General features: G+C 68.4%; 16 protein-coding genes. 10 read left to right on the top strand and 6 right to left on the bottom strand.

Going from position 1 to position 12,808, the window contains the following annotated elements; all coding sequences use genetic code 11:
* Positions 1-3 precede the first annotated feature (3 nt).
* From choX to CFE50_RS06960, 6 genes are all read left to right on the top strand, one after another.
* Positions 4-936: a choline ABC transporter substrate-binding protein gene (gene choX, locus CFE50_RS06985; protein ID WP_286732220.1), complete on the top strand. Its 933-nt coding sequence runs from the start codon at positions 4-6 to the stop codon at positions 934-936.
* Positions 937-955: 19 nt separating this feature from the next.
* Positions 956-1,843 carry a 3-dehydrocarnitine:acetyl-CoA trimethylamine transferase CdhC gene (cdhC, locus tag CFE50_RS06980; protein ID WP_197850977.1) on the top strand — a complete coding sequence of 296 codons (888 nt, stop codon included), beginning with the start codon at positions 956-958 and terminating at the stop codon, positions 1,841-1,843.
* Entirely contained in the window at positions 1,840-2,784 is a 945-nt protein-coding gene (locus CFE50_RS06975; protein ID WP_115946197.1) for an L-carnitine dehydrogenase, read from the top strand. Before cdhC ends, CFE50_RS06975 begins: the two co-directional genes overlap by 4 nt.
* 10 nt (positions 2,785-2,794) lie before the next feature.
* Positions 2,795-3,265, top strand: a complete 471-nt coding sequence (locus CFE50_RS06970; protein WP_286732217.1) for a thioesterase family protein — start codon at positions 2,795-2,797, stop codon at positions 3,263-3,265.
* On the top strand, positions 3,262-4,251 hold the full coding sequence (locus tag CFE50_RS06965) for an alpha/beta hydrolase (RefSeq protein ID WP_286732215.1): 990 nt from the start codon (positions 3,262-3,264) through the stop codon (positions 4,249-4,251). The genes CFE50_RS06970 and CFE50_RS06965 overlap by 4 nt, the downstream gene beginning before the upstream one ends.
* A gap of 267 nt (positions 4,252-4,518) precedes the next feature.
* Positions 4,519-4,770 (top strand): hypothetical protein, encoded by a 252-nt coding sequence (locus tag CFE50_RS06960; RefSeq protein WP_017641580.1) that lies wholly within the window; start codon positions 4,519-4,521, stop codon positions 4,768-4,770.
* 149 nt (positions 4,771-4,919) lie between these two features.
* On the opposite strand, the gene CFE50_RS06955 is transcribed toward CFE50_RS06960, so the two are convergent.
* The 3 genes from CFE50_RS06955 to CFE50_RS06945 form a co-directional block, all read right to left on the bottom strand.
* The gene (locus CFE50_RS06955) at positions 4,920-5,711 is read right to left on the bottom strand and encodes a phosphatase PAP2 family protein (protein WP_286732213.1); all 792 of its coding nucleotides are present in this window, start codon (positions 5,709-5,711) and stop codon (positions 4,920-4,922) included.
* A 104-nt stretch (positions 5,712-5,815) separates the two neighbouring features.
* Positions 5,816-6,694 (bottom strand): alpha/beta fold hydrolase, encoded by an 879-nt coding sequence (locus CFE50_RS06950; RefSeq protein WP_286732211.1) that lies wholly within the window; start codon positions 6,692-6,694, stop codon positions 5,816-5,818.
* 1 nt (position 6,695) lies between these two features.
* The gene (locus tag CFE50_RS06945) at positions 6,696-7,781 is read right to left on the bottom strand and encodes a tartrate dehydrogenase (RefSeq protein WP_286732209.1); all 1,086 of its coding nucleotides are present in this window, start codon (positions 7,779-7,781) and stop codon (positions 6,696-6,698) included.
* 105 nt (positions 7,782-7,886) lie between these two features.
* Between CFE50_RS06945 and CFE50_RS06940 the strand changes: the two genes are divergently transcribed.
* The 3 genes from CFE50_RS06940 (at position 7,887) to CFE50_RS06930 (ending at position 10,329) form a co-directional block, all read left to right on the top strand.
* Positions 7,887-8,783, top strand: a complete 897-nt coding sequence (locus CFE50_RS06940; protein WP_286732207.1) for a LysR family transcriptional regulator — start codon at positions 7,887-7,889, stop codon at positions 8,781-8,783.
* A 74-nt stretch (positions 8,784-8,857) separates the two neighbouring features.
* The gene (locus tag CFE50_RS06935; RefSeq protein ID WP_286732204.1) at positions 8,858-9,697 is read left to right on the top strand and encodes an AraC family transcriptional regulator; all 840 of its coding nucleotides are present in this window, start codon (positions 8,858-8,860) and stop codon (positions 9,695-9,697) included.
* A 47-nt stretch (positions 9,698-9,744) separates the two neighbouring features.
* Entirely contained in the window at positions 9,745-10,329 is a 585-nt protein-coding gene (locus CFE50_RS06930) for a LysE family translocator (RefSeq protein WP_241807904.1), read from the top strand.
* Here CFE50_RS06930 and CFE50_RS06925 read toward each other — a convergent pair.
* From CFE50_RS06925 to CFE50_RS06915, 3 genes are all read right to left on the bottom strand, one after another.
* Positions 10,326-10,661: a type II toxin-antitoxin system RelE/ParE family toxin gene (locus tag CFE50_RS06925; RefSeq protein ID WP_241807903.1), complete on the bottom strand. Its 336-nt coding sequence runs from the start codon at positions 10,659-10,661 to the stop codon at positions 10,326-10,328. The two genes, CFE50_RS06930 and CFE50_RS06925, sit on opposite strands and share 4 nt — an antisense overlap.
* On the bottom strand, positions 10,662-10,910 hold the full coding sequence (locus CFE50_RS06920; RefSeq protein ID WP_027597296.1) for a type II toxin-antitoxin system Phd/YefM family antitoxin: 249 nt from the start codon (positions 10,908-10,910) through the stop codon (positions 10,662-10,664).
* Positions 10,911-11,045: 135 nt separating this feature from the next.
* Positions 11,046-11,954, bottom strand: coding sequence for a LysR family transcriptional regulator (locus CFE50_RS06915; RefSeq protein WP_286732200.1), 909 nt, complete (start codon positions 11,952-11,954; stop codon positions 11,046-11,048).
* A gap of 111 nt (positions 11,955-12,065) precedes the next feature.
* On the opposite strand from CFE50_RS06915, the gene CFE50_RS06910 reads away from it, so the two are divergent.
* Positions 12,066-12,668 (top strand): NAD(P)H-dependent oxidoreductase, encoded by a 603-nt coding sequence (locus CFE50_RS06910; RefSeq protein ID WP_027597294.1) that lies wholly within the window; start codon positions 12,066-12,068, stop codon positions 12,666-12,668.
* The last annotated feature ends 140 nt before the right edge of the window (positions 12,669-12,808 follow it).

The following is a 12,808-nucleotide window of genomic DNA, read 5'->3' as shown; positions in this document are numbered from 1 at the left end:
GTCATGCCCAACAAGACCCTCAGCGCCACCCTCCTCGCCTGCGGCCTCCTGGCCGCCACCCTCGGCAGCGCCCGCGCCGCCGATCCCGACAGCTGCCAGACGGTACGGATGGGCATCGTCGGCTGGACCGACGTGGTCGCCACCAGCGCCCTGGCCGAGGTCATGCTCGAAGGCCTCGGCTACGGCGTGAAGCCGACCACCGCCTCCCAGCAGATCATCATGGCGGCCATGGGCGACAAGAATCTGGATGTGTTCCTCGGCTACTGGCAACCGACCATGCAGCCGGTGGTGCAGCCCTTCGTCGACAAGGGCCAGGTCAAGGTACTCACTCCGCCGCTGCTGGCCGATGCCCAGTCCACCTTCGCGGTGCCCGAGTACGTCTACGAGGGCGGCCTGAAGACCTTTGCCGACATCGCCCGCTTCAAGGACAAGCTCGGCGGCAAGATCTACGGCATCGAGCCGGGCAGCGGCGCCAACCGCGGCACCGCCGAGATGATCAAGACCGACCGCTTCGGCCTCAAGGACTTCCAGCTGGTGGAGTCCAGCGAGGCGGGCATGCTCACCGCCGTGCGCCGCGCCGAGAAGCGCAAGGAGTGGATCGTCTTCTTCGGCTGGAAGCCGCATCCGATGAACCTGCAGATCAAGATGCGCTACCTGACAGGCAGCGAAGACGTCTTCGGCCCCAACGAAGGCCAGGCCACGGTCTCGGTGGTGACCACCGCCGACTATCCGCAGCGCTGCGCCAACGTCCAGCGCCTGCTCAGCAATCTGCACATGGACAGTGCCGAGGTCAGTGCCGTGATGGCGCCCATCCTGGAGCGCACCGCGCCCAAGGACGCCGCCCGCGCCTGGCTGAAGGACAACCCGCAACGCCTCGACGCCTTTCTCCAGGGCGTGACCACCCGTACCGGCCAGCCCGCCGCTCTCAAGCTCTGATCGCCCAAGGACAGACCCCATGAACACCGATGTCATCGTCACCTGCGCCCTGACCGGCGCCGGTGATACCGTAGGCCGCAATCCCCATGTCCCCGTTACCCCGGCGCAGATCGCCGCCGCCGCCCTGGAAGCGGCCCGCGCCGGCGCCACCGTGGTGCACGCCCATGTGCGCGATCCCGCCACCGGCAAGCCGAGTCGCGACGTGGCCCTCTATCGCGAGGTGGTCGAGCGCATCCGCGAGGCGGACACCGAGATCGTCATCAACCTCACCGCCGGCATGGGCGGCGACCTGGAGATCGGCCCGGGCGAGACGCCCACCGACTTCGGCCCCGGCTCGGACCTGGTCGGTCCCCTCACCCGCCTGCTGCACATCGAGGAATTGCGTCCGGACATCTGCACCCTGGATTGCGGCACCCTCAACTTCGGCGATGGCGACTTCATCTATGTCTCCACCCCCGCGCAACTGCGCGCCGGGGCCAGGCGCATCACCGAACTGGGGGTGAAGGCCGAGCTGGAGATCTTCGACACCGGCCACCTCTGGTTCGCCAAGCAGTTGCTCAAGGAGGGCCTGCTGAAGGATCCGCTGTTCCAGCTGTGCCTGGGCATTCCCTGGGGCGCCCCGGCCGACACCACCACCATGAAGGCCATGGTCGACAACCTGCCGGCGGGCGCCTGCTGGGCCGGCTTCGGCATCGGCCGGATGCAGATGCCCATGGCCGCCCAGGCCATGCTGCTGGGCGGCAACGTCCGCGTCGGCCTGGAAGACAATCTCTGGCTGGACCGGGGCGTCCACGCCACCAACGGCAGCCTGGTGGAGCGGGTCATCCAGATCATCGAACGGCTGGGCGGACGCGCTCTGAGCCCGGCCGAAGGGCGGGACCGGATGCAGCTGGGAGGTGCCCGATGAGCGCCGTCTTCGCCGCCCTCGGCACCGGCGTGATCGGTGCCGGCTGGATCGCCCGGGCCCTGGCTCGGGGCCTGGACGTCCGTGCCTGGGACCCGGCACCCGGCGCCGAGGCCGCCCTGCGCATCCGCCTGGCCAATGCCTGGCCGGCCCTGGAGGCCCAAGGCCTGGCGCCCGGCGCCAGCCTGGAGCGCCTGAGCTTCCATACCGACCTGGAAGCCGCGGTGGCCACTGCCGACGTCATCCAGGAAAGCGCGCCCGAGCGTCTGGACCTCAAGCGCGACCTGCATGCCCGGGTCAGTCGCGCGGCACGGCCCGACGCCCTGATCTGCTCCAGCACCTCGGGGCTGCTGCCCAGTGACTTCTACGCCGACGCCCAGCACCCCGAGCGCTGCCTGGTGGGCCATCCCTTCAACCCCGTCTACCTGCTGCCGCTGGTGGAGGTGGTGGGTGGCAGCCAGACCTCGACGGCCAACCTGGAGCGCGCCGAGGCCTTCTATCGCGAGCTGGGCATGCGGCCGCTGCGGGTGCGCAAGGAGGTGCCCGGCTTCATTGCCGACCGCCTGCTCGAAGCCCTGTGGCGCGAGGCGCTGCACCTGGTCAACGACGGCGTCGCCACCACCGGCGAGATCGACGACGCCATCCGCTATGGCGCCGGCCTGCGCTGGTCGTTCATGGGCACCTTCCTCACCTACACCCTGGCCGGCGGCCCGGCGGGCATGCGCCACTTCATGCAGCAATTCGGCCCGGCCCTGAAGCTGCCCTGGACCTACCTGGAAGCCCCGGAGCTGACCGACGGCCTGATCGACGCCGTGGTCGAGGGCACCCAGGCCCAGCAGGGCGACCTGGAACTGGCGGCGCTGGAGCGCTATCGCGACGACTGCCTGCTGGCGGTGCAGGCGGCCATCGCCGACTGCAAGACACGCCACGGGATTCGGGACTAGGAGAAGGGTCATGCTGATCCACAGCACCACCGTCGCCCCCGAGTGGGTCGACTACAACGGTCATCTGCGCGACGCCTACTACCTGCTGATCTTCAGCCACGCCACCGACGCCCTGATGGACGCCATGGGCCTGGACGCCGCCGGCCGCGAAGCCAGTGGGCACTCGCTGTTCACCCTGGAGTGCCACCTCAACTTCCTCCACGAGGTGAAGGCGGACGCCCGGCTGGAGGTGCGGGTGAGATTCCTGGCGCTGGACGCCAAGCGCCTGCACCTGCACTTCGGGCTGTATCACTCAGGCGCGACCGAGCTGCTGGCGGCCTCCGAGCAGTTGCTGTTGCACGTCGACCTGGCCGGCCCCAGGTCGGCGCCCTTCGCCCCGGCCGTGCACGACTGGCTGGCGACCCAGCTGGCGAGTCAGCAGGACGCGCCCTGGCCGGAGCATGTCGGGCGGGTCATCGGCCTACCACCGCCTCGCCCATGAAGGCACCACCGCTGTCGGCGGACATGGCCGCCTTCGTCGCGGCCAGCCAGGTCTTCGCCACGGCCGATCCGGACCTCCAGGCTCAGCGCCAGGCCTACGCCCGACTCTGCGCCGCCCTGGCGCCGGCTGACTATCAGGGCCTGACGGTCAGCGATCACCGCGCCGGCGACGTGCCGTTGCGGCTGGTGGCGCCGCGGGACGCCGGCGCTGACCGTCCCGCCCTGCTCTATCTGCACGGCGGCGGCTGGATGCTGGGTGACCTGGATTCCCACGGCTTTCTCGCCGCGCGCCTGGCGCGGCGACTGGGGCTGGCGGTGCTGCTGGTGGACTATCGCCTGGCGCCGGAGCATCCCTACCCCGCCGCCCTGGACGACGCCCTTCAGGCCTGGGACTGGTTGCAGCGGGAAGCCCCGACCCTGGGGCTGGACCCGACCCGGCTGGCGGTGGCCGGCGACAGTGCCGGCGGCACGCTCGCCGCCGCCCTGTGCCTGGCGCTGCGACAGCAGGGGCGTGCCCAGCCCCGCGCCCAGGCGCTGATCTATCCGGCGCTGACCGCGCGGGTGCTGCCCAGCGAACGCCGGCAGGCCGCCGCGCCGTTGCTGAGCGCCGCCGATTGGCGGGCGTGTCTGGAGGTCTATCTGCCTCACCCGGCGCGGCGCCGGGAGCCTTTCGCCCTGCCCTTGGAGGCTGGTGATTGCAGTGGACTGGCGCCGGCCTTTGTCGCCGTGGCCCAGCGCGATCCCCTGGCCGATCATGGCCGCGCCTATATCGCCGCCCTGCGTGCCGGCGGGACGCCCAGTCGCCTGTGGCAAGGCGCCGGTCTGCTGCACGGCGCCCTGCGCGCCCGGGGTCGGCGGGCCGAGGCCCTGCGCGAGGCACTGGAGCGCTTTCTCGCGGGCGAATTGGGCGCCCTGCCCCCTGCTGACCTGGCAAAAGACAAAAAAAAACCTCAACCGCTGGAGACGGAAGAGGTTCAAACGCCCTGATGGGCCTCAGTGTGTAACTGGAGGTTGCTCGGCTCTGGTGGCGAACAACCGGAAAATGTCGTTGATAGGCGCCATTCTAACGGCGAACGTCGCTGTTGACCCTGCGGCAGATTGTCCGGGCATGACGTCGTAATAAACCTACATTGCCTGGCCGGCGGGCGCGGCGCTTTCCAAAAACGACATCCGGCTATGCGGCGACGCCAGCCCGGCTTGCCGTCTGCGGCGCCAATGGGAGAATCCAGGCATTCCACCGGAGAGGGCAGCACCATGATGATCGCCGACTTGATCGACCAGGACGACTTCCGCGACCGCCTGCGTGCGCTGGGTTTCAACGTGACGCCCGCGGCCACGGCGGACGAGGCCTGTCGCCAGGCGGTGACGGGCCTCAACCAGGAGCGCGCCCAGGCCCTGCGGCAACTGATTCAGGAATTGCTGTCCGGCAGCGCGGCGCTGCTGCCGGCGGTGCGCCAGGCCATCGACCAGCAATTGCTGCCGGCCCTGGCCCAGGCGCGCGCCTAGCTCATATTAGGTTCTGTACTAAAAATCGCCGAGCGACGGTCAGGCGAGGCGAAAAACGCTGAGGAAGCGGAGTTTACGAGCGGTAAATGAGCATTCCGAAGCGTTTTTCAACGAAGCATCACCGAGCGTAGGCATTTTTCGTACAGAACCTAGGGCCGCAACAGACTCAGCCGACCTAGCAGCGGCAACCGGCCCAGGCCCCGCAACGGCGGCGTCAGCAGGCGCTCACCCTGACGAGCGAAGACGGCCGCCAACGGCGTATGCAGGCCCAGGCTGATGACGGCCAGGGCCAGCGCCAGACCGCCGATATAGTCATCCGAACCCCAGTGGGCGCCGGCCACCAGCCGCGGCAGCATGAACAGCACCGCCAGCGCGGCCACCACCAGGCGCCGTCCGCCGCGGGTGAAATGCGCCATGAACAGTGCCCAGAGCAGCAGCACCGAGGCATGGTCGCCGGGAAAGCTGGCGCCGGATCTGTCCTTCAACTCCCAACCGTGCTCCAGCCCGGGAAAGCGATCGCTGAGCAGATAGGCGCCCGAGAGCACATCGGACGGACTGGCGTGCTGCAGGCCTGCGGCTTCGATGCCCTTGGTCAACAGCGTGCGCACGATCAGCAGGATCACCAGCAGGCCGACGAAGGCCGCCAGCGCCGAGCGCACCTGCCGCGCCGGATAGGCCCAGCCGCCACGCACCAGCAAGGCCAGCAGCACCAGGCCCACCAGGGCATCCACCGGTCTCAGGCTGAAGAAAGTCCAGAGATAGAGCCAGGCGGTGGACTGCGCCAGCGGCGCGTTGAGAGCGTGGAACAGCCCGGCATCGAAGGCCAGCAACTGGCTGCGCACACCCGGAATCAGCCAGAGCAGCAACAGGCCCAGGGCCAGTCCCTGGCACAGCGCCAGGCGGCGCCACTGCCAGGTGGAAGCGAAGAGTGGAGCGTTCATCGAGGTCTCTTTTCACGAAAATTTCACGAATAGACCCGCTCGACCTCGATAACGTCACACTTTGTTACAGCCAGATGACGCAACACTCCTTTGCAGTCAGCGCGTCAACTAAAGAAGGCCAGGGCCTCTTCGACCACCAGATCCGGTAGCTCCTCCGCCAGGTAATGCTCGCCCGGCAAGGCGCGGCCGCTGACCTGGGTGGCCACCTGGCGCCATTCGGCGAGGGGATCGAAGCAGCGCCCCACGGTGCCTTCCGCGCCCCAGAGTAGGCGCAGCGGCAATTCCAGTCGGCGCCCGGCATCCAGGTCGGCCTGGTCATGCACCAGGTCGATCCCGGCGCTGGCGCGATAGTCCTCGCAGATGCCACGGGCGGTGCCGGGTAGGCTCAGGCAGCGCAGGTATTCGGCCAGCACCTCCGGCGGAAAGGGCGCCAGGCCGGCGCTGCGGGTCCCCATCACGCCCTTGAGATAGCCTTCCGGATCGGCTTCGATGAGCCGCTCCGGCAGCGGCGCCGGCCGGATCAGAAAGAACCAGTGCCAGTAGGCGCGGGCGAAGGCCTCGTCGGTCTGCCGATACATGGCAAGGGTCGGCGCGATGTCCAGCAGCAGCAGCCGCTCCACCGCCGCGGGATGATCCAGCGCCAGGCGATGGGCGACCCGGGCGCCGCGGTCGTGGGCAAGCACGGCGAAGCGCTCATGGCCGAGCCGGCGCATCAACTCGACATTGTCCCGCGCCAGGGTGCGCTTGCTGTACGCCTCGGCACCCGCCTCCGGCTTGGCGCTGTCGCCATAGCCGCGCAGGTCGGCGGCCACCAGGGTGAAGCGCTCGGCCAGCCGCGGCGCTACCTTGTGCCACATCACATGGGTCTGGGGATGACCGTGGAGCAGCAGCAGCGCCGGGCCCTGGCCGCCGACGCGGCAATTGAGCTCGACACCGTTGACGCTCAGCCGCCGCTGCTCGAATCCTGCGAAGAAGCCGTCCATCTCAGGCCAGGGCCGCGGCGATGGCCTGGCCCAGGCTTTCGGTGGTGCCCTGGCCGCCGAGGTCGCGGGTCAGGGGCGCCTGCTCGGGACCCTGGCGCAGCACCGCCTCGATGGCCGCCACCACGGCAGCGCCGGCGTCGGCATGGCCGAGGTGCTCCAGCATCATGGCGCCGCACCAGATCTGGCCGATGGGATTGGCGATGCCCCGCCCGGCGATATCCGGCGCCGAACCGTGCACCGGCTCGAACAGGCTGGGGAAGGTGCGCTCCGGATTGATGTTGGCCGAGGGCGCGATGCCGATGGTGCCGGTGCAGGCCGGGCCCAGGTCGGAGAGGATGTCGCCGAACAGGTTGCTGGCCACCACCACGTCGAACCAGTCCGGGTGCAGGACGAAGTTGGCGGTGAGGATGTCGATGTGGAACTTGTCCACCGCCACGCCCGGATAGGCCTTGCCCATCTCTTCCACACGCTTGTCCCACCAGGGCATGGTGATGGCGATGCCATTGGACTTGGTGGCCGAGGTCAGCTTCTTGCGTGGCCGCTGCTGGGCCAGGTCGAAGGCGAACTTGAGGATGCGGTCGGTACCGTGACGGGTCATCACCGTTTCCTGGATCACCACCTCGCGTTCGGTGCCCTCGAACATGATGCCGCCGACGCTGGAATACTCCCCTTCGGTGTTCTCGCGCACCACATAGAAGTCGATGTCGCCCGGCTGGCGGTTGGCCAGGGGCGCCTTGACCCCGGGCATCAGCCGGCAGGGCCGCAGGTTGACGTACTGGTCGAAGCGGCGGCGGAATTGCAGCAGCGAGCCCCTGAGCGAGATGTGGTCGGGTACCACGTCCGGCCAGCCGACGGCGCCGAAGTAGAGGGCGTCATAGTCCTTGAGCGTCTCGAACCAGTCGTCCGGCAGCATCTTGCCATGGGTCTGGTAGTACTCGGCGCTGGCGAAGTCGAAGTGGTCCCACTGCAGCTCGATCCCGAAGCGGCGGGCGGCGGCGTCCAGCACGCGGATACCCTCGGGCATGACTTCCTTGCCAATGCCGTCTCCGGCGATGACCGCGATCTTGTGGGGCTTGGACGCTTGCATGGAGGTTCTCCGGCAGTCTGGGTGGGATGGACCCAGTTTAGTCCTGCGCCAGGGGCGTACAATCCCGCCAAAGGGAAAGCCATTCTTAACCTGGGATCAAGAATCTTGTCCGCCGATGACCTCGCCTTCTTTGTCCGCCTGGCTGGCCACCCCAGCCTGACCGCCGCCGCCCGGGAACTGGGTCTGTCGCTGGCGGCCGTCAGCAAGAGACTCACCGCCCTGGAGCGCCGGCTGGGCGTGCAGCTGATCCGCCGCACCACACGGCGGCTGGACCTGACCCCGGAAGGCCTGCGCTATCTGGAAGGCGCGCGCCCGCTGCTGACTCAGCTGGAGGATCTCGAGGCCGCGGTCGGCCGACCCGATGCGCCCCTGAGTGGCACGCTCAATCTCAACGCCACCTTTGGCTTCGGCCGCCGCCACCTGGCGCCGCTCTTGTCGGATTTCGCCCGCCGTCATCCCGAGCTGGAGCTCAACCTGCATCTCTCCAGCCATCCGGTGAATCTGCTGGACGGTCCCTTCGACCTGGACATCCGCGTCGGCGAGCCGCCGGACGCCCGGGTCATCGCCCATCGCCTGCTGGACAACCGCCGTCTGCTCTGCGCCGCCCCCAGCTACCTGGCCCGGGCCGGCGTGCCGGACAGCGTGGCCGACCTGGCGCACCACAATTGCCTGGTGCTGCGCCAGGACGCCGGTGACTACGCCGTCTGGCGCTTCACCAAGGGCGGCCAGCATTTCGTCCAGAAGGTCCGCGGCAGTCTGAGCAGCAACGACGGCGAGGTGGTGGTGCGCCTGGCGCTGGAGGGCCACGGGCTGATCCTGAGATCGGAATGGGACGTGGCCGAGCTGATCGCCAGCGGCGCCCTGGTGCCGCTGCTGACCGATCATGAGGCATCGGCGGCGGCCATCTACGCGGTGCACCGCCAGCAGCGCCACGTGCCGCGCCGACTGTCCGAGCTGATCCGCCACCTGGCGCGGGAACTGCCCGCGCGGCTGGGACGCTAGGGCTGCACGAATCTTCCAGACCGACATCAGGTCAGTGACTAGACTGAAAGGCCCGAAAGCCCCCTTCTCTCGCCATGGCCGACGATCACTGGATCCAGCTGCAGCAGGACGCCGAGACCGGCATCGAAACCCTGCGCGCCCATTTCGAGGGCCATGCCTATGACCCGCACTGGCACGACGCCTATCTGGTGGGCTACACCGAGCAGGGCCTGCAGCAATTCCACTGCCGCGGCCAGCGCCACCTGAGCACCCCCGGCCAGGTCTTTCTCCTGGAGCCCGGCGAACTGCACGACGGCCAGGCGCCGGAGGCCGAGGGCTTCACCTATTCCATGCTCTATCTCGATCCGCAGTGGCTGGCGCGCGAGCTGCAGGGGCTGCATGGCGACGGCCGTCCCCTGGGCGAACCCGGCTTCGCCCGGACCCTGGTGGAACAGGCCGAGCTGCATCGCGCCGTGGCCTGGGCCCATGAGGTCCTGAGTCGCCCGGAATTGCGCATCGTCCGCCAGAGCGCGTTGGATGCCCTGCTGCTGCGCCTGTTGCCGCACCTGCAATGGCGGGCGCCCCAGGCCGGCGATCCGCGGCTGCCCCAGGTGGCCCTGCGCGCCCGGGACTTCCTGCATGCCCATCACCACGAAGACATCGGCCTTGAGGAGCTGGCCCGGGCCGCCGGGGTGGACAGATACCGCCTGACCCGTGCCTTCAAGGCCGCCTTCGGCCTGGCGCCCCATGCCTATCTGGTGCAGCTGCGGCTGGCGCGGGCACGCCGCCTGCTGGCCGACGGTCTGTCGCCGGCGGAGACCGCCGCCGCCCTGGGCTTCGCCGACCAGAGTCACCTGGGGCGCTGGTTCCGCCGCGCCTATGGCCTGACCCCGGCGGCCTATCGCGCGCGTTGCTCGAATCTTCCAGACAGCTAGCGGCAAGGCTTGCGACCCTGGTGGCTCAGTCCTCTCGGGAGTCTCCCATGTCCCTGCTGCCCTTTCTGCTGTTCGCTCTGGTCGCCTCCATCACCCCGGGGCCGACCAATGTGCTCATCCTCGGCCACAGCGCCCGCCATGGCGCCCGGGCCAGCCTGCCGCTGGTGCTGGGCGGCAGCCTGGGCGCGGTGGCCCTGGTGCTGGTGGTGGGTTTCGGTCTTGGCCAGACCCTGGCGCAACACCCCGACTGGCAGCGCGGCCTGGCCTGGGCCGGGGTGCTCTGGCTGAGCTGGCTGGCCTGGCAACTGGCCCGCGCCGGGGCGCCCGCGGTGGCGGACGACGGTGCCCGCCTGGGTTTCGGCGGCACCGCCGGGCTGCAGGTGCTCAACCCCAAGAGCTGGAGCATGGCGCTGGCGGTGGTGACCGTCTATGCCGAACCCGGTGCCGATCTCTGGCACCAGGTGCTGGTGCTGGCCCTGGTGTTCCTGCTGGTGTCCGTACCCTGCCTGGGCCTCTGGGCCCTGCTCGGCCGGGTCGCGGCGCGGGGCCTGAAATCGACCCGCGCCTGGCGCGGCTTCAACCTGGGGATGGCGGCGCTGCTGCTCGCCTCGGCCTGGGCGACGGTGATCTAGCGCAGCAGGCAGTAGCGGATCAGCGCCTTTTCCACGCTCTGCTTCTGCCTGAGCACCAGCAGCACGACCACCGCCGGTTCCGCGGCCTTGATCTCGTAGAAGACCCGGAAACCGTCATGATTGAATTCACGGTAATGCAGTACGCCCAATTCACTGGCCTGGCGGCTGACGGGAAAAGCCAGGGGCGCTGCTGGCAGCTGGCTCTCGACGGCTTCGATCAGCCCGATAACCCTGGCGAGCGCATTCTGCTGGCTGGTGTGATCGGCCAGATGATGGATCTGATCTTCCAGACTCAGGGTGGCGCACTCGGTAAACCGTAGCGTCACGTTCATTCACGCTCCCGAGAAACGCCCAGCCAAGCGATCCTTGATCTGCGCAGCGGTTTGATGCTGTCCCTCGTCATCCTCACGCGAGCTCATGGCCAGCAACTTGACCAGGGCAATGGCCTCGTCGCGGCGCTGGCGCTCCGCATAGGACTCGACGACATAGGCCGGCACCCCGTTCTGGGTCACGATCATGGGCTCGTCGAGATCCAGATTGGCCGCATGACGTTTCAGATAGCTGATGGTTTCGGTTTTCATCGGATGTCCTCCTGAGCCGAATGCCTGGGTGCCCCTTCTAGGGAAGACACAGGCGTCATTGCATGGCTTTCAGCTTACCGGGACGCACAGCGAAAACCAAATACAGACTAAATATAGACTAAGCCGACCTATCGATCACACTGGCATCCCGCTCTGATCGCGGAAGCTGTCCTCCAGGTGCTCCAGCCAGGCACGTACCGCCGGCAGCTGGCCGCGCCTGTGGGCATAGGCGGCCTGCAGGTGACCACCGGGCAGCGACCAGTCCGGCAGCAGGCGCTGCAGGCGACCCTCGGCCAGTTCGGCCTCGCAATAGAGCAGCGGCAGCATCGTGTAGCCGAGGCCCGCCAGGGCGGCGGTCTTGCGTACGTTGAAGTCGTCGATGCCCAGCCGGGCTTCCAGCACCAGCTCACGGCGCTGGCCGTTGGGGCCGACCATGCGCAGGTGCACCCGGCGATCCAGCTCAAGAGCGCCGAGCAGCGGGACCCCCAGCAGGGCCTCCGGCGCATCCAGCTGGCGACCGACGAGAAAGTCGGGTGCGGCCACCAGCACCCCGGAGGCCTGGCGCAGGCGGCGCACGATCAGCCCCGGTTCCACGTCGTCGACGTCCCTTACCCGCAGGGCCACGTCGAGGCCCTCGTTGACCACGTCCACCCGCCGATTGACCAGCACCATCTCCAGCTGCACCTGGGGATAGCGCTGCAGGAAGCGGGTGACGACGTCGGGCAGGTAATCCTGCGCCAGCGCCACCGGGCAGGACACCCGCAGCGGTCCACGGGGTTCGCTGGACAGGCTGGCCGCCGTTTCGGCGGCGCTCTCCGCCTCGCGCAGCAGCGCCTGGCAGTGCACCAGATAGCGCTCGCCCAGGGTGGTCAGGGTCAGGGTGCGGGTAGTGCGCTGCAGCAGCCGCGCGCCCAGGCGGGTCTCCAGCTCGGCGATGCGCCGGGACAGCCGCGACTTGGGAATGCCCAGCAGCCGTCCGGCGGCGGCGAAGCCACCGGCTTCCACCACCTTGGCGAAGTAGGCGAGATCATTGAGGTCTTGCATGGGCGATTGTCCTATCCATGGGACGAAGCATCGCATTCTAGGCGACTAATCAGCCGATCGTCTTATCGGTAGTCTGGGCTCATCGCGTCGAACCCTACAGGACTACCGCACATGAAACTCTTGCACATCGATTCCAGCATCCTCGGTGATCATTCCGCCTCCCGCGCCCTGACCGCCAAGGTGGTCGCCGCCCTCAAGGCCGCTACGCCCGGGCTGGAGGTCAGCTACCATGACCTCGCCCACGATGCCCTGGGCGACTTCTCCGCCGCCAGCCTGACCGCCGGTGCCACCCCGGCCGAGCAGCGCAGCGCCGAACAGCGCGACGAAGCCGAGCGCAACGCCCGCGCCCTGCAGGAATTCCTCGCCGCCGATGTCCTGGTGCTGGGTGCGCCCATGTACAACTTCACCATCCCGACCCAGCTCAAGGCCTGGATCGACCGCATCACCGTGGCCGGCACCACCTTCCGCTACAGCGAAGCCGGTCCGGTGGGTCTCTGTGAAGGCAAGAAGGCGATCATCGTCGCCACCGCGGGCGGCATCCATGCTGGCAAGCCGACAGGACTGGCCCATGCGGACTATCTGAAGCTGGTTTTGAGCTTTCTCGGCATCACCGATGTCCAGACCGTGTATGCCGAAGGCCTGGCCTATGGCGACGAAGCCAAGAGCGCGGCCCTGGCCAGCGCCGAACGCCAGATCGCCGAGCAGTTCGCCTGAGTCCGGACGCCCTCACCCCCGGCCCCCCTCCCCGAGGGAGAGGGGAGCAGAGCGGCCCTGGTCTTTGTAAGGTGAGATTCGGGTACGCCTGAAAGCCTTTCACTACAAAGAGCGCAGCAAGCTCTGCAGGGTCTTGGGCA

Origin of the sequence: Pseudomonas sp. PGPPP4 (assembly GCF_002256045.1) — a bacterium.
GTDB lineage: Bacteria > Pseudomonadota > Gammaproteobacteria > Pseudomonadales > Pseudomonadaceae > Chryseomonas > Chryseomonas oryzihabitans.
The sequence above is the reverse complement of the archived record's forward strand: the minus strand, read 5'-3'. Positions and strand labels throughout refer to the sequence as shown.